17 protein-coding genes are annotated in these 16,430 nt (G+C 46.4%); all 17 read left to right on the forward strand.

Annotation, left to right across the window (positions count from 1 at the left end; all coding sequences use genetic code 11):
- The first annotated feature begins 89 nt into the window (after positions 1-89).
- The 17 genes from yfmF (at position 90) to pduL (ending at position 16,393) form a co-directional block, all read left to right on the forward strand.
- Complete coding sequence (yfmF, locus tag AC3RCI_RS11395; protein ID WP_492472416.1) at positions 90-1,370, forward strand: EF-P 5-aminopentanol modification-associated protein YfmF; 1,281 nt, start codon at positions 90-92, stop codon at positions 1,368-1,370.
- A gap of 3 nt (positions 1,371-1,373) precedes the next feature.
- Positions 1,374-2,654: an EF-P 5-aminopentanol modification-associated protein YfmH gene (gene yfmH / locus AC3RCI_RS11400; protein ID WP_492472415.1), complete on the forward strand. Its 1,281-nt coding sequence runs from the start codon at positions 1,374-1,376 to the stop codon at positions 2,652-2,654.
- Positions 2,655-2,676: 22 nt separating this feature from the next.
- On the forward strand, positions 2,677-3,426 hold the full coding sequence (gene ymfI, locus AC3RCI_RS11405; protein ID WP_397332215.1) for an elongation factor P 5-aminopentanone reductase: 750 nt from the start codon (positions 2,677-2,679) through the stop codon (positions 3,424-3,426).
- 121 nt (positions 3,427-3,547) lie between these two features.
- Positions 3,548-3,811: a DUF3243 domain-containing protein gene (locus AC3RCI_RS11410; RefSeq protein WP_095287701.1), complete on the forward strand. Its 264-nt coding sequence runs from the start codon at positions 3,548-3,550 to the stop codon at positions 3,809-3,811.
- 187 nt (positions 3,812-3,998) lie between these two features.
- Entirely contained in the window at positions 3,999-4,766 is a 768-nt protein-coding gene (locus AC3RCI_RS11415; protein WP_095287700.1) for a DUF3388 domain-containing protein, read from the forward strand.
- A 71-nt stretch (positions 4,767-4,837) separates the two neighbouring features.
- Positions 4,838-5,893, forward strand: coding sequence for a RodZ domain-containing protein (locus AC3RCI_RS11420; protein WP_492529012.1), 1,056 nt, complete (start codon positions 4,838-4,840; stop codon positions 5,891-5,893).
- 73 nt (positions 5,894-5,966) lie between these two features.
- Complete coding sequence (locus AC3RCI_RS11425) at positions 5,967-6,131, forward strand: hypothetical protein (RefSeq protein WP_336779659.1); 165 nt, start codon at positions 5,967-5,969, stop codon at positions 6,129-6,131.
- Positions 6,132-6,282: 151 nt separating this feature from the next.
- Positions 6,283-6,774 (forward strand): YajQ family cyclic di-GMP-binding protein, encoded by a 492-nt coding sequence (locus AC3RCI_RS11430; RefSeq protein WP_153978042.1) that lies wholly within the window; start codon positions 6,283-6,285, stop codon positions 6,772-6,774.
- Between the two features lie 322 nt (positions 6,775-7,096).
- Positions 7,097-7,684 (forward strand): CDP-diacylglycerol--glycerol-3-phosphate 3-phosphatidyltransferase, encoded by a 588-nt coding sequence (gene pgsA / locus AC3RCI_RS11435; protein ID WP_336779660.1) that lies wholly within the window; start codon positions 7,097-7,099, stop codon positions 7,682-7,684.
- A 108-nt stretch (positions 7,685-7,792) separates the two neighbouring features.
- Positions 7,793-9,049 (forward strand): competence/damage-inducible protein A, encoded by a 1,257-nt coding sequence (locus AC3RCI_RS11440; RefSeq protein ID WP_492529014.1) that lies wholly within the window; start codon positions 7,793-7,795, stop codon positions 9,047-9,049.
- 236 nt (positions 9,050-9,285) lie between these two features.
- Positions 9,286-10,350 carry a recombinase RecA gene (gene recA / locus AC3RCI_RS11445; RefSeq protein ID WP_095287695.1) on the forward strand — a complete coding sequence of 355 codons (1,065 nt, stop codon included), beginning with the start codon at positions 9,286-9,288 and terminating at the stop codon, positions 10,348-10,350.
- A gap of 289 nt (positions 10,351-10,639) precedes the next feature.
- The gene (locus AC3RCI_RS11450; RefSeq protein ID WP_492529017.1) at positions 10,640-11,377 is read left to right on the forward strand and encodes a regulatory protein RecX; all 738 of its coding nucleotides are present in this window, start codon (positions 10,640-10,642) and stop codon (positions 11,375-11,377) included.
- Positions 11,378-11,683: 306 nt separating this feature from the next.
- Positions 11,684-13,225, forward strand: a complete 1,542-nt coding sequence (gene rny, locus AC3RCI_RS11455; protein ID WP_127536218.1) for a ribonuclease Y — start codon at positions 11,684-11,686, stop codon at positions 13,223-13,225.
- A gap of 156 nt (positions 13,226-13,381) precedes the next feature.
- On the forward strand, positions 13,382-14,176 hold the full coding sequence (locus AC3RCI_RS11460) for a TIGR00282 family metallophosphoesterase (protein ID WP_492472412.1): 795 nt from the start codon (positions 13,382-13,384) through the stop codon (positions 14,174-14,176).
- A 117-nt stretch (positions 14,177-14,293) separates the two neighbouring features.
- Positions 14,294-14,554, forward strand: a complete 261-nt coding sequence (locus AC3RCI_RS11465; RefSeq protein ID WP_019005392.1) for a stage V sporulation protein S — start codon at positions 14,294-14,296, stop codon at positions 14,552-14,554.
- A 100-nt stretch (positions 14,555-14,654) separates the two neighbouring features.
- Entirely contained in the window at positions 14,655-15,620 is a 966-nt protein-coding gene (locus tag AC3RCI_RS11470; RefSeq protein WP_492529019.1) for a dipeptidase, read from the forward strand.
- 200 nt (positions 15,621-15,820) lie between these two features.
- Entirely contained in the window at positions 15,821-16,393 is a 573-nt protein-coding gene (gene pduL / locus AC3RCI_RS11475; RefSeq protein ID WP_017689107.1) for a phosphate propanoyltransferase, read from the forward strand.
- Positions 16,394-16,430 lie beyond the last annotated feature (37 nt).

Raw genomic sequence — 16,430 nt, forward strand, 5'->3', positions numbered from 1 at the left:
TTGCCTTTTGCATGGGTTAAAATGGTTGTTGCACTTGAGAGTTACTGAAATATTGCCTAACAAATGACGCCGTAAAGGGGTTTTGACATTTGAATACATCAGGATTTGAACGGGGCAGTCAAAAGGAGTTTCGTATCCATGTATTGCCCACTAAACGTTTCAAAACTTTTGCCATTTCGTTGTATGCAGGAGTCCCGCTGCAGGAAGAAACGGTCACCAAAGTAGCGCTTACGCCATTTGTGCTTCGTCGTGGAACCCAGTCTTATCCTGAAACAACGGAGTTTCGTGAACAGTTGGAGCATTTGTATGGAGCTGGTTTTGGTTTTGACGTATACAAGCGTGGAGACTATCAAATTGTACAGTTCCGGATGGACACGATTAATGATTCCTTTGTAGGCGGGGATGAGCAGCTTTTGGACCGTTCCTTTGCATTTTTGGGGGAGGTACTTACTCGCCCGGCCATGGAAGATGGGCATTTCAGAAAGGCCTATGTGCATTCAGAACGTGAGACCGTCCGCAAACAGCTGGAGTCGGTTGTTAATGATAAAATGCGTTATGCGGCAGAGCGAAGTATCGAGGAAATGTGTAAAAATGAGCCTTACCGCTTGCATCCGTTAGGGAAACGTCAGGATCTTCCGGGAATCGAACCCGATGTGTTAACGACCGCTTATCAGACGTGGCTGCAGCAGGCCAGCATGGATCTGTATGTCGTAGGCGACACGACGCTCGAAGAAGTGGAGAGTCTAGTTCAAAAACACTTCGATGTAAATCGTGCCCATTCCTCTAACTATGTGACAAACCAGGCTGTCCGCGGTGACAAAGAAGTGGAGACGGTCGTTGAACGACTAAATGTTAACCAAGGTAAACTGAATATGGGACTTCGCACGTCCATTACGTATGGCGACCCGCAGTATGCAGCAGCATTAATGTACAACGGCATTCTTGGAGGATATCCGCATTCCAAATTGTTCGTTAATGTTCGTGAAAAGGAGAGTCTGGCCTACTATGCTTCCTCCCGGTATGACGGACACAAAGGCATTGCAACGATTCAATCCGGGATTGAAATACCGAATTATGAAAAAGCCGTTAGTATCATCAAGCAGCAGTTAGATGAAATGAAAAATGGAAATATTAGTGATCTGGAAATGTCCCAGACCAAAGCAATGATTCGCAATCTGCTCAAAGAAATGCAGGATTCGGCTTTTGAGATGATTGCGTATGACTTTAATCGTCAGTTATCGGGTAAGGAGCGGACCGCTGACGAGCTGCTCGCTCAGGTTGAGCAAATCAGCAAAGAAAACGTTCGTGAGGCGGCAGAGCAATTCCGTCTGGACACGATCTACTTCTTGCGGGATGAGAAGGGAGAATAACTGGTGGAGAGCATACATTACGAACATTTGCAGGAAACGCTGTATTACGAAGTCATGGATAATGGGCTTCATGTCTATGTATTGCCTAAACCCGGATTCCAAAAAACGTTTGCCACGTTTGCAACCAAATACGGCTCTGTGGACAATCATTTTCAGGTGAAAGGTCAGGAAGAAGTTCAGGTTCCCGACGGTATCGCTCATTTTCTGGAACATAAAATGTTTGAGGAGCCGACAGGTGATATTTTTGCAACTTTTGCATCCAATGGGGCATCTGCCAATGCATTTACGAGTTTCGACCAAACTGTATATTTGTTTTCTGCGACAGAACATGTGAATGAAAATATACAAACATTAGTCAACTTTGTGCAAAATCCTTATTTTACGGACCAGAATGTGGACAAGGAAAAAGGCATTATTGCACAAGAAATTAATATGTATGCCGATAATCCGGACTGGCGTGTGTATTTTGGATTGATTGAAGCAATGTACCAAAAACACCCAGTCCATATCGATATTGCGGGAACGGTGGAATCGATCGGCACGATAACCAAAGAAACGCTGTATACGTGTTACAATACGTTTTATCATCCAAGCAATATGCTTTTATTTGTTGTGGGTGGAGTAGAACCTCAAGAAGTCATGGATATGGTTCGTTCGAACCAGGCGGAGAAAAACTACGAACCTCAAGGTGAAATCAAACGGATATTTGAACAGGAGCCTGCTGGGGTTGTGGAGGCCAGGAGGGAAGCACGGCTCGCGGTTTCATTGCCCAAGTGTTTATTTGGCTTTAAGGAAACGGATGTTGGATTCTCGGGGGAAGACCTGCTCCGGCGTGATATGACGACCAAATTGATGCTGGATCTTCTGTTTGGCGCTAGCACGGCCCTATTTCAAAAACTGTATGATGAAGATCTCATCTCGGATAGCTTCGGACATGAATACATTAGTTCACCGCAGTATGCATTCTCTGTTGTTGGTGGTGATACTAAAGACCCGGATCTATTGCTGGCCCGCATACGGGAAGAGGTTGATGCTATTGTTAAAAAGGGATTCGAAGCTTCGGACTTTGAGCGTGCACGCAAAAAGAAAATCGGGGGATATTTGCGCATGCTTAATTCACCAGAGAATATTGCACATGAATTTACGCGTGAGCAGTTCCGTGGCGGTGATTTTTTCAACATGATTCCCATATATGAATCAATCACATTGGAAGAAGTAAATCGCAGACTGGAAGAGCATATTCGCTGGGAACAACTGGCTGTATCGCTTGTCGTGAGTCCGTAATATGGAGAGGGGAACCGGACAAATGAAGCCGATTGGAGACATGACAGTACTGGTTACTGGAGCAAGCGGAGGTATAGGAGCAGCTATTGCAGAACGGTTTGCAATGGTGGGTATGAACGTGGTTATTCACTACATGAAATCCCATGAGGCAGCCAACGAAGCGGCGAGAAGGTGCATGGAAAAGGGCAGCGGCAAAGTCATGACGGTGTCCGCAGATCTTCGCAGCCGGGAACAAATTGAGCGTATGCGTGAAAAATTGGAGTCTCATGGATTATTGCCTGACATTCTGGTAAATAACGCAGGCATATCGCATTATGGGTTGTTGTCCGACGTGACTGATGAAATATGGGATGAAGTGATGGCCATTAATTTGAAAGGCACATTTTTGTGTACTCAGATCATGATGCCTCACATGATTTCACAGCGATACGGACGAATCATTAACGTATCCTCCATCTGGGGGTTATCAGGTGCATCTTGTGAGGTCCTGTACTCCACCACGAAAGGGGGCGTAAATGCCTTTACAAAAGCTCTTGCGAAAGAGCTTGCACCTTCCGGTGTTACTGTAAATGCAGTTGCCCCAGGAGCCGTTCAGACCTCCATGCTGAATCATCTGGATCAGGATGAACTGAAAATGCTGGAGGAGGAAATTCCAGCCGGGAGACTTGCGCAGCCTGATGAAATTTCCTCTCTTGTTTATTTTCTCGCGCTGCCGGAATCCGGATATATCAATGGCCAGATCATTAGCCCGAATGGCGGCTGGCTTACCTGAAGAATGGCAGTTTGGTGGGTTAAGGCTCGGTGGATAATTTATCCTGAATATTAATTGCTCGATAGGCACATATTACAACTGTTGATTTTAAATCTCATGCGACAGCTAAGGAGGATTTATCATGTCAACAGAAAAAACGGTGCTCAGCAGTTTTGACACATGGAAAAAGTTCTTGGGTGATCGCGTACAGCAAGCAGAGAAGATGGGGATGAGTGAAGATACCATCAACAAACTTGCGTATGAGATTGGTGACTTTCTGGATGAGAAAGTGGATCCAGCGAACCATTCCAACCGGGCATTGAAGGAAATATGGGATGTCGGCGATGCCGAAGAGCGTCGTACGATTGCGCGCCTGATGGTCAAATTGGCCAAACAAAACGCATAAGATCCACCGATGGAAAGCTCCCGCAAGGGGGCTTTTCTCTAATGATTACAGACCTGTTCTTGTAATTCATTTTCTTTTTATATATCATTAACGTGACCCATTTTTAGAAGATGTCTCAGTTCGGTGTCCTTCGGGCACGATCTGTTGCTGTCGAACAATGTGGAATATTGCATTACGGGGTGTTTAAATGGAATCTAAACAATGGTATATGGAATATAAAATACATAAGAACAGACCCGGTTTGTTGGGGGACATTGCCTCCATGCTGGGGATGCTTGAAGTAAATATATTGACCATTAATGGCGTTGAAGGCAAAACAAGAGGAATGCTGCTTGAATCCGACGACGATGAGAAGATTCGTTTGCTGGGTGAAATGCTTGCAAAGGTGAACAGCATTACGGTTTCCGCTCTGCGCCAACCCAAATTGGTCGACATCTTGGCTGTGCGTCATGGCCGTTACATTGACCGCGACTCGGACGATCGCAAAACTTTTCGTTTCACACGCGACGAACTTGGGTTACTCGTGGACTTTTTGGGTGAAGTATTTAAAAGGGAAGGCAATCAGGTGATTGGCCTTCGGGGCATGCCTCGTGTCGGAAAAACGGAATCCATTATCGCCGGTAGCGTGTGCGCGATGAAACGATGGACGTTTGTTTCGTCTACTTTGCTTCGTCAAACGATAAGAAGCCAACTCTCCGAGGACGAAATGAACCCAAACAATGTCTTCATCATTGATGGTATTGTAAGTACGATTCGTTCCAGTGAACGGCATTATAATCTGTTGCAGGACATTATGACGATGCCGAGTACCAAGGTCATTGAGCATCCTGATATTTTTGTGCAGGAATCAGAATATGACTATAACGATTTTGATATCATTATTGAACTTCGCAACAATCCGAATGAGGAAATTATTTATGATACGTTTACGGCTAGTTACACCGACGAACTGTAATGCTCCGTACGGAATCATGGAATAGATAGCAACAACCAAAGAGAAAAAGATAAACATAAGGAGGAGATAGCATGTCTGAACTGGGTCAGCAGTTAAGAGAGGCCCGGCTGCAAAAAGGGATGAGTCTCGACGATGTACAGGAAATGACTAAAATTCGCAAGAGGTATTTGGAAGCAATAGAGGCTGGGGACTATAAAGTGCTTCCTGGCAGCTTCTACGTGCGAGCTTTCATTAAAACCTATGCGGAGACGGTGGGACTAAACCCTGATGAGCTGCTGGAGGGACACAAGAAAGATGTACCGGCAGAGGAAACGGAAGCAACCATGGAGCCCGTGATTCAAAAACGGTCGAGTCGACCTGTGGAACGCAGCAATCGGTGGATGTCTGTAGCGTTAATGTGGACATTTCCGATTCTGATTGTTGCCTTGCTGTACGTGTATGTGGTCATGAACAGGGATGACGCGGATACACAAGGCGTGGATCAAACCAAAATTACAGATAGTGAGCAAACGCCGAATGACCAACCGGATGAGACGACGGATAACGGTCAAGCGTCCACTCCACCGGATAACGAATCTGGAGCACAAGAAACCGGTCAGCCAGAAGGAGAAGCAGGCGGCAATGGTGGGGGGACCGACGTGACCGGTGAGGGTACCGAAGGTCAGACGGACGAACAAACCCCGGATGACACCGAAGATCAAGAGCCTGCAGATAATGCTGGGACTGTAACGGTTGCTGAAGATGGTAAATCCGGTAATATTACAAATTTCAAAGTAAACGGAAGTGCAGGTCAACCGGTCAAGGTTACCATTAATGCTTCAGGTCAGAGCTGGCTGGAAGTGTATAAAGGTGAAAATTCAAGCGGAGAAAAACTACAATTTGGTATGACAGCCGATGGAGACAGTATGTCGTTTGATCTGGATAGTACCGGCTTGTACATTAAATCTGGATATGCTGCGGCTACGACCATTGAAGTTGGTGGTCAAGTCGTAACGGATGGTAAGGCCACCAACCGGATTCGTCTCCAATTGGGAGACGAAAGTACAGGTGCGTCTACCGGAACGAATGCGAGCTCTGTCGAAGGCTCCGATGCAGGAACCGAAGGCTCTGCCACAGGCGGCGAATAAGGGCATTAATTGCGGGGGACAATAAGTTTGTCTTCACTAGCAGTTAACTTTCGGTAAAGCGAGGTGGATGGCTATGACAGTCAGCTGGATCGTCACAGGTTTAGGAATCATTGTCAGCCTCCTGGGTTATTATTTGACTCCAAGCGCTTGGGGTTACGGAATTCTGGGCTTTGGACTTGCGCATATCGTTTTGGGTGTGCTCGACATGTTCAGACAGCCCAACCGCAGCCGATATTAGACTGCTGCGCGTTAAAGCATTTTTGGCTACTGCAAAAAGCGGTGGCTAAAAATGCTTTTTCGTTTATTTTTCCCTTCAAAATTAGACTTTTCCGGGGCGAATCCTCTATAATGTTACACAGAACCAATGATTAATTGAAAGGGTGACCAGATTGAGCTCAGAAAATTCGTTCGATATCGTGTCCAAAATGGACTTGCAGGAATTAACAAATGCCGTTACACAGACGGAAAAGGAAATCAGCACACGATACGATTTTAAAGGCAGCAAAAGCAGCTTGAAACTGGACAAGGATGCGTTGACAATAGTATCCGACGATGAGACCAAGCTTAAGGCTGTCATTGATGTACTTCAATCCAAAATGGCGAAGCGGAATCTGCCCCTCAAGAACATTGACTATGGCAAAGTGGAGCCAGCTTCATCCGGGACCGTGCGCCAGCGTCTGAGTTTTAAACAGGGGATTGACCAGGATGTCGCGAAAAAGATCAATATTCTGATTCGTGATTCCAAAATGAAAGTGAAGAGCCAGATTCAAGGGGATCAGCTCCGGGTAACTGGTAAGAGTAAAAATGATTTGCAAGCCGTAATGCAGCTTTTGAATGGTGCCAATTTGCCTCTTGATTTGCAATATACCAATTTCAAATAAGTTTGTTACGCCCATTTTGTTGCGTGAAACGTGTTTTGACACTGCAATTGGCGTATATTATACTAAGTGTGCATTGCTAGCAATCAAGCATACAAGCCCAGTCATCACCGTTTTGCTGACTTTGTGAAAAGCAGTACATCTTATGAAGGTCGCCGGAACGTTTTAGACGATTTTGCGTTTGAACGGTTGACTTTATTTTTTGCGTTTTTACATATGAGAGCAGTGATGTACTCAGTGAATTTTACAGTGTTCACATCCGGATGATGGATACGGGATTAAGATGATTGTTTGGAGTATTGGAGGATAAGAGGGAGGGCGTCTTGTGAATTTACCCAACCGGATTACGCTTGCACGAATTTGCTTAATCCCTTTTTTAATGGTGTTTCTGCTTGTGGACTTTCCATTTTATCCGGAGCCTTTGCAGATTGGAAGTTTCTCACTTCCGTATAATCAGCTGATCGCTGCCATTATTTTCATTATTGCAGCCAGTACGGATGGCATTGACGGTTACCTGGCGCGGAAAAACAATATGGTCACTAATTTAGGCAAATTGCTCGACCCGCTGGCAGACAAGCTGCTGGTGACTGCCGTGCTCATTTCACTTGTTGAAATGGGTAAACTGGACTCTTGGATTGCTGTCGTCATTATCAGCAGGGAGTTTGCAGTTACCGGGCTTCGCCAAATTGCTTTGCTGGATGGGTCAGTTGTGGCGGCCAGCAACTGGGGCAAGCTGAAAACAGTGGTGCAAATTGTAGCCATCGTCTTGCTTCTGCTTAACAACTTCCCGTTCTCATATACAGGGATTCATGTTGATGTTATAGCCGTTTGGGCCGCAGCGATCATAACGATTTGGTCTGGCATTGATTATTTCATCAAAAACAAAAATTTGCTTAATTTATCAAAAGCGTAAAAGTTTAAGGTAAAACGGGTAATTTATGAAGAACAGCTTGCGCAAAGGGCAATAGGAAAACATCCTATTGCCCTTTGATCACTCACATTGTGTACAGGAGGATGCTGTATGAAGGCAGAAATTATTGCAGTCGGAACAGAGTTGCTGCTCGGACAGATCGTTAATACGAATGCCAGATATTTATCCCGTGAATTGGCTGCTATCGGGATTGATGTTTATTTTCAAACTGTGGTAGGGGACAATCTGAATCGTCTCAGCGAAGCGATTCGAATTGCCCAAGGGCGAGCTGATGTCATTTTGTTCTCAGGCGGTATCGGGCCTACACAGGATGATCTAACCAAGGATGCCATAGCAGCAGTGTTGGGACGCGGCCTACATATTGATCGGATGGCAATCGATAAAATCGAAAGCTTCTTCAGGGATCGCAATGTGGAGATGACGGAGAATAACCGACGTCAAGCCATCGTGGTTGAAGGAGGGACCCCGCTCGCTAATGAAACAGGCCTTGCCGCAGGTAATGCCATCTCGGATAACGGGAAGCATTATATTGTCATGCCTGGCCCCCCGAAAGAACTGATCCCCATGTTTGAGCAGGAGGTCAAACCTTGGTTGTTCCAACATGTTCTTACGAAAGAAATGCCAATTTATTCGAAAATGCTGAAATTTGCCGGGATCGGTGAGTCGGCATTGGAAGACCGTCTGCTCGACCTGATTGATAGCCAAACCGACCCTACGATTGCACCTTATGCAAGTGAGGGAGAAGTAACGGTACGGGTGTCCACCAAGGCGCCGAGTGAGAATGAGGCCAAGCAGAAGCTGGATGCCATGGAGGTACTCATTCGGGAACGGTTGCCTGAACACCTCTACGCGAACGAGGATGTGCCTATAGAGTACACAATTGTAACGATGATGGCTGATATGGGTCTGACCTTGAGCGCCGCTGAGAGCTGTACAGGAGGGCTTGTCATGCAGAGTCTGACTTCGGTTCCTGGCAGTGCTTCCATGCTCAAAGGCGGAATTGTATGTTATTCCAACGAGATAAAGGAAAAGCTGCTGAATGTTCCTCATGACTATCTGGAGGGTGAAGATGCTCCCGGGGCTGTGAGCCCTGAAGTTGCTAAAGTATTGGCCGAGCAGGTACGCATGATCGGTGATTCGGATTTTGGTCTGGCGGTTACAGGAGTAGCAGGTCCAGGTTACTCTGAGCGTAAGCCACCAGGTCTGGTTTTTATCGCTCTTGCTGAGCGGGGAAAAGAGACGGAGATTCACGAATTGCGTATCAACGGTAATCGGGAGACAGTCCGCATCCGTTCGACCAAGGCTATTTTATACCGTTTATGGCGCAAACTTGTCGCGATGGACTAGGTATACCTTGAATTGCTTTTACAGGGATAATCAAGTATAATCAAAGCAGACGGAAGAACCGTAGAATTAGGCATTTTGCCTTGTTTGCGGTTCTTTTTTCTGTTTCATTGCAAGTTTTGCCCAGGAAGAGGCGCCTCGGCCTTACAAAAAAAACGAATGTATGTTCGAAAAAAAGCTTGGCAAACGTGTTAAAACAAGGTATCATTATCTTATAAACAGTAAAGGGTGTGAGCATATTGTCAGACCGTCGTGCCGCGCTTGATATGGCGCTCCGTCAAATAGAGAAGCAATTTGGTAAAGGATCTATCATGAAACTGGGTGAGTCAACTCACATGCAAGTGGAAATCATACCCAGCGGATCTTTGGCTCTGGATATAGCACTTGGAACAGGCGGCTTGCCTAAAGGCCGGATTGTTGAAATATATGGACCTGAATCTTCAGGTAAAACAACTGTAGCATTGCATGCGATTGCTGAAGTGCAAAAAGTCGGTGGACAAGCTGCATTTATCGATGCCGAGCATGCTCTTGATCCAACGTATGCTAGTAAACTGGGTGTTAACATTGATGAATTGCTTTTGTCCCAGCCGGATACGGGTGAACAAGCATTGGAAATTGCTGAAGCACTTGTGCGCAGTGGTGCTGTTGACATTATCGTTGTTGACTCTGTTGCTGCCTTGGTACCAAAAGCTGAGATCGAAGGCGAAATGGGGGATTCCCACGTTGGTTTGCAAGCACGTCTAATGTCTCAAGCGTTGCGTAAATTGTCTGGTGCAATCAGCAAATCCAAAACCATTGCCATCTTTATCAACCAGCTTCGTGAAAAAGTTGGCGTAATGTTTGGTAACCCTGAGACAACGCCTGGTGGACGTGCCCTGAAATTCTACTCTACAGTTCGTTTGGATGTTCGCCGTATTGAGAGTATTAAATCAGGTAATGACATCATCGGGAACCGTACCCGTGTGAAGGTTGTCAAAAATAAAGTTGCACCACCGTTCAAACAAGCAGAAGTAGATATCATGTATGGTGAAGGTATCTCCAGAGAGGGCAGTATCATTGATATTGGTACAGAACTCGATATCGTTAATAAAAGTGGTGCTTGGTATTCTTACGAAGGCGAACGTCTAGGCCAAGGTCGTGAAAATGCGAAGCAGTTCATGAAAGAACATAAAGAGATCGCTCAAGTGATCGAGCAAAAAATTCGTGAAGCGAGCAATCTGACGACGGTAGTTCCAGCTCCAACGAGCGAAGATCAACAAAAAGAAGAAGCAGAAGAACAAGAATTGTTTGAGATTAACGAGTAATTCTTCCTTGCCGGGAGGCTCCAGAAGGTGTTTGCTTACTGGACTTCCCGGATTGGGGTGAATGAATTTAATCCGATCCTGCTAGGGGAGACGGCGCGTGTTCTCGCGCTGTCTAACAGCTCCTGTCCATTGGACAGGGGCTGTTAGCACATTTATTTATGGAGTGAGCTGGTGCCGGGTTGGAATCCCGGCTTTTTGCATTTTGATCTGCCGTTTTCTTTAAGTAGATGGGTATTTCATAATTAGAAAGATAAGAGTTGAACAAAACAAAAAGGAGGGAGAGACCTGAATGGATCAACATGATGAAGATTTGTACGAAACAACGGAACTGGAGGGGATCTCCCAATTCCCGGATAACGAAGAACTTATCATTACACGGGTAGAGCGAACAAAAAGCAGGCAGGCCCGGTACCGGATCACGTTCGGTATGTACTCGATTACGGTTCTGGAAGATGTAATGATCAAATATCGAATGACCCGGGGCAACACATTTGTGAAGAAAGATCTCGAAGAGATCATAGTAGCGGATGAGCGGCAGCAAACCTATGTTCAGGCATTGCGCTACTTAGAGCACAAACAGCGTACAAGGCATGAATTAAGCCAGCGACTTCGTCAGAAAGAGTTCGCCGCACCATTAATTGAAGAAGTGCTGGATCGGCTTGAGCAGGAGAAGCTTGTGGACGATGAAGGGTTTGCGAAGGAATGGACAAGGCAGCGTATGACAGGCCAGAGGAAGGGAAAACTGTGGATAAGGCAAGAGCTGCGCCAAAAGGGCATTGCCAATGAGCTCATCGTTGAAGCGCTTGAAGAAGTGGATGCGGATGTGGAGTTTGAGACAGCTTTGACCGCAGGGCGAAAGAAGTGGAACCAAGTCAAAGGGGACGTTGCAGAGAAGAAACGCAAAACGCTTCCCTTCTTGATGAGACGCGGTTTTCCTATGGATATGGTACGTAAAGTTGTGAATTGTTTAATTGAAGAAGATGAAGTCGAAGATTCTGAAGATGACGAGTTGTTACCATGGGATTAGCAGAGACTACACAGTGTACTGCATTCTCTTGACAATTTCTTTCGTCAAATACTAAAATGGACATGAGTCTGTAAGAAATGGACAACCCTTTTTCCTTCCAAAAAAGCGGTTTCGGTTTCTTAGGATTTACCCTTCATGATTATGGATTCGCTGAAGGCAGCGAATAGTACATGGTAACATGTACACTTGAAATGAAAATCGGCGGGGGATCGCCGTAGGTATCGTTATTCCCAAACATATGTAAGTTTGAAAACAGCAAATTGACCCAAGGAGTGCCTTGGAGGAACCAACGAGGAGGTGAACAGTATGGACATTGCAATCACGATCGTTCTCGTTGTGGCCGCGCTCGTTATTGGGTTCGGAGTCGGATATTTTATTCGCAAATCTCTTGCAGAGGCTAAAATCTCCAGTGCGGAACAAGCTGCCGTACAGATCGTTGAGAACGCGAAGAAAGAGGCAGAAGCACAGAAGAAAGAGACGGTGCTGGAAGCAAAGGATGAGATTCATCGCATTCGGGCCGAAGCTGAAAAAGACACTCGTGAACGTCGGAACGAAATTCAACGACAAGAAAGACGATTGTTGCAAAAAGAAGAGTCGCTGGATAAAAAGATGGAATCACTCGAACGTAAAGAAGAGCAAGTGGCCAACAAAGAGAAACGTATTGATGAGACACAGCAGCAGATCGAAATGATCTACAAAAATCAGGTGACGGAGCTGGAGCGTATATCCAACCTCACCATGGAAGATGCACGCAGTATCATACTGTCCAACGTAGAACAGGAAGTTCGTCATGAGACGGCTCAAATGATCAAGGACATTGAACAGCAGGCGAAGGAAGAAGCGGACAAGAAATCCCGCGAAATTATTACCCTTGCCATTCAGCGTTGTGCGGCTGACCATGTGGCAGAGACAACGGTATCTGTTGTCACTTTGCCTAACGAAGAAATGAAAGGCCGGATTATCGGTCGTGAAGGACGTAACATCCGTGCACTTGAAACCCTTACGGGGATTGACCTTATTATCGATGATACGCCAGAAGCAGTTATTCTGTCGGGCTTTGACCCGATCCGTCGTGAGATTGCCCGTACTGCCCTCGAGAAATTGGTGGCTGACGGACGCATTCACCCGGCACGCATTGAAGAGATGGTGGAGAAATCCCGCAAAGAAGTGGACGAGCGCATCCGTGAATATGGTGAGCAAGCTACCTTTGAAGTGGGTGTACATGGTCTGCATCCGGATCTGATCAAAATACTGGGCCGGTTGAAGTTCCGTACAAGTTACGGTCAAAACGTCTTGAAGCATTCGATGGAGGTCGCTTATCTGGCTGGACTGATGGCTGGCGAACTCGGAGAAGATATTACACTTGCAAGACGTGCAGGTCTACTGCATGACATTGGTAAAGCGCTGGATCACGAAGTGGAAGGATCACACGTTGAAATCGGCGTGGAGCTGGCGAAGAAATACAAAGAACATCCGGTAGTAATCAACAGTATCGCGTCCCATCACGGGGATTGCGAAGCAACTTCGGTCATTGCCATGCTGGTTGGCGCAGCAGATGCACTGTCTGCAGCAAGACCGGGTGCACGCCGCGAAACACTGGAGACGTATATCAAACGACTGGAGAAACTGGAAGAGATTTCGGAATCGTTCGAAGGTGTCGAGAAATCGTATGCCATTCAAGCTGGACGCGAAGTTCGCGTTATGGTGCAGCCTGAAAAAATCGACGATGCGGAAGCATTCCGTCTCGCACGTGACATTACGAAGATGATCGAGAATGAGCTCGATTATCCGGGTCATATCAAAGTCACCGTCATCCGGGAAACCCGGGCGGTTGAATACGCTAAATAGAGCTTTAAGGAAAAGTGGCCGCTGTAGTGGGCCACTTTTCCTGTTGAAAGCCCGGCAATGGGCTTGGTAGAACGAACTAATGGGTTAGGGATGCCCGCAAAGATGTGATGCTGGTTATACCAAGCTAAGCTTGCGGGGAATTAAGGAGGCAATGCAATGAAAGTGCTGTTTATCGGTGATATTGTGGGTAATGTAGGACGTAAGGCTTTGAAGGAGAACTTGCCATATCTGAAGACAAAATATAAACCACATCTGGTTATTGTAAATGGAGAAAATGCAGCAGCTGGCCGTGGAATCACGGGGGCTATTGCCAACGAATTTTTCAACTGGGGTGTGCACGGGATTACGCTTGGCAACCATACCTGGGACAATAAGGACATTTTTGATTTTATAGATGACGAACCACGCATGATCCGACCTGCCAACTTTCCACCAGGAACACCAGGCAGAGGATACACGGTGGTCAAAGGTGAAGGCAAGGAGCTAGCGATCGTAAATTTGCAGGGTCGTACCTTTTTGCCCGCACTTGATTGCCCATTCCGCGTTGCGGATGAGATTGTGGACGAGCTGCGCCGGGATCATAAATGCATTCTGGTCGATATGCATGCCGAGGCGACTTCCGAGAAGATTGCCATGGGCTGGCATCTGGATGGGCGTGCGTCACTGGTCGTAGGTACACATACACATGTACAAAGCAATGATGACCGGATTCTACCTGGTGGGACAGCATACTTGACGGATGCGGGCATGGTGGGGCCGCGAGATGGAATTCTCGGTATGGAGCGTGAGGCAGTACTGCGAAAATTTTACACTCAGCTGCCGGTACGCTTTGTCGTTGATGACGGCAAGTGGCATTTCCACGGTGTATTCGTTGAAATTGACGAGTCCACAGGTGCAGCAACTAAAATTGAAAAAATCCGCCTGATGGAAGACGAGTGGCGCATGGAATAGGGGTATTGTCCCATTTTGCAAGGAAACCCGTCTAAAAAGAAGGAATTTTTTTACCTCCCGCGAATAACATCTAGTAAGTGGAAACAAACATTCAACATTCCCAGGGAGGTACTTACCATGGAAGTATTAAAAGTTTCAGCAAAGTCCAATCCCAATTCCGTAGCCGGCGCACTTGCAGGAGTTCTTCGTGAACGTGGAAATGCTGAACTGCAGGCCATTGGAGCGGGAGCACTGAACCAAGCCATTAAAGCGGTAGCGATAGCCCGGGGATTTGTAGCACCAAGCGGAGTTGACTTGATTTGTATTCCAGCTTTTACAGACATTGTGATAGACGGTGAGGATCGAACGGCCATTAAGCTGATTGTGGAGCCCAGATAATACATGTGATCATGCATTGAACCTGTTTACAGAGTAGACAGGTTTTTTTGCATTCGTCTATAGGCTTAATAAGAATAGGGTTTACATAGGAGGGTTAGTCATGAGCAAGTGGCAAGTAGCCGATTTTCACTGTGACGCGCTCAGCAAAATGTTAATGGAATCTAAACTGTCCTTCGAAGATGGTTTAACACTGGATGTCAATCTGGAGCGGATGAAGCAAGGGAATGTGGGTCTGCAGGCATTTGCCATTTACTTGCCTGAAGTGCTCGGCAGGGGCAAGTTTGAACATGTGGTTGGTCAGCTGGAAGTATACCGCACACGTGTGGAGAAAAGCCCTGAACGGCTTGGGGGCGTAAACAAATTATTATGGCGGGAACAGGTTGGTGAGGTCGGTCAAACGGCTAATCCTTGGGGTCTGCTGACGCTGGAAGGTGTAGACGGACTCGAGGGGAACCTGTTTTATCTAGAGCTATGTTACCAAATGGGAGTAAGGATAGTAGGGCTCACCTGGAATTATGCCAACTGGGCAGCTGATGGTGTGTTGGAGAAGCGCGGAGCCGGATTGACCGAGAGGGGCAGGGAGCTGGTCCGCCTTTGTAACCGGATTGGCATGCTGCTGGATGTGTCACATCTCACGGAGAAGGGATTCTGGGAGCTGGCTGAGATGAGTGAGCGCCCGTTTATTGCTTCGCATTCCAACAGCTATACGGTTTGTCCAAATGTCCGTAATCTGAAGGATGACCAGATCCGGGCTATCATTGCACGGGAAGGGCGAATTGGGCTAACGTTTGTTCCCTGGTTTGTGAAGCAGGAGGGAGAAGTTAGAATCGAACATTTGCTGCCTCATATTGAACAGATCTGTTCGCTTGGCGGGGAGAAGCACCTGATGATGGGCTCAGATTTTGATGGAATACCTACATACATTCAAGATCTTGAACACACAGGCCAATATCCGAGGCTGATCGAAACCCTTCTCCAACATTACGACGAGAAGCTGGTACGCGGCTGGCTGTGGGATAATGCTATGAGTTATCTTGGTAAACATCTGCCTGAAGGGAATTTGTAATAAACACCAATTAAACCAGCGATAGTACTGCATTCAATACAGATTGTTTTACAGAATAAGGATATTATTGATTGTGAAATAAGTGTATTTCATGAATTTTCAGCAGTTCGTTTTCATTTCACGTCAAAAAGGGGTATAATACCATTGGATTGTTAAGAGCCTAATCGTAGGCCACAGATAAACAAGGAGTGAAATTCACGATGAGTAAAACAGTACCAGTGGGCGTATCTGCCCGTCACATTCATGTATCCCAAGAGCACGTTGAAATTTTGTTTGGTAAAGGCTACGAATTGACTGAGTTTAAACCTCTGTCCCAACCTGGTCAATATGCTGCGAACGAAACAGTAGCAGTCATCGGTTCCAAAGGACAGTTTGATAAAGTGCGTATCCTTGGACCTGTGCGTCCTGAGACACAACTGGAAATCTCGATGACAGACTCTTTCGCCATTGGCGTTAAGGCACCTGTTCGCGAGTCCGGAAGCATTGAAGGTACACCTGGCATCACGATCAAAGGACCAGCTGGTGAAGTTACGATTGATAAAGGTGTTATCGTTGCTGCCCGTCATATCCACTTCCATACTTCCGATGCTGCTAAATGGGGCATCGAAGACAAACAAATGCTGAAAGTTCGCCTCGGCGGAGATCGTGGTCTGGTACTTGAAAATGTACTGGCTCGTGTATCTGACTCTTTCGCATTGGACATGCATATTGACACAGATGAAGCTAATGCTGCTGGCGCTCGTAACGGCGACACTGCTGAAATCATCGACTAATCAAATGAACCGACATTCAACTGAGTTTTCTTCGGTT

The organism is Paenibacillus sp. MT124 (assembly GCF_058792755.1).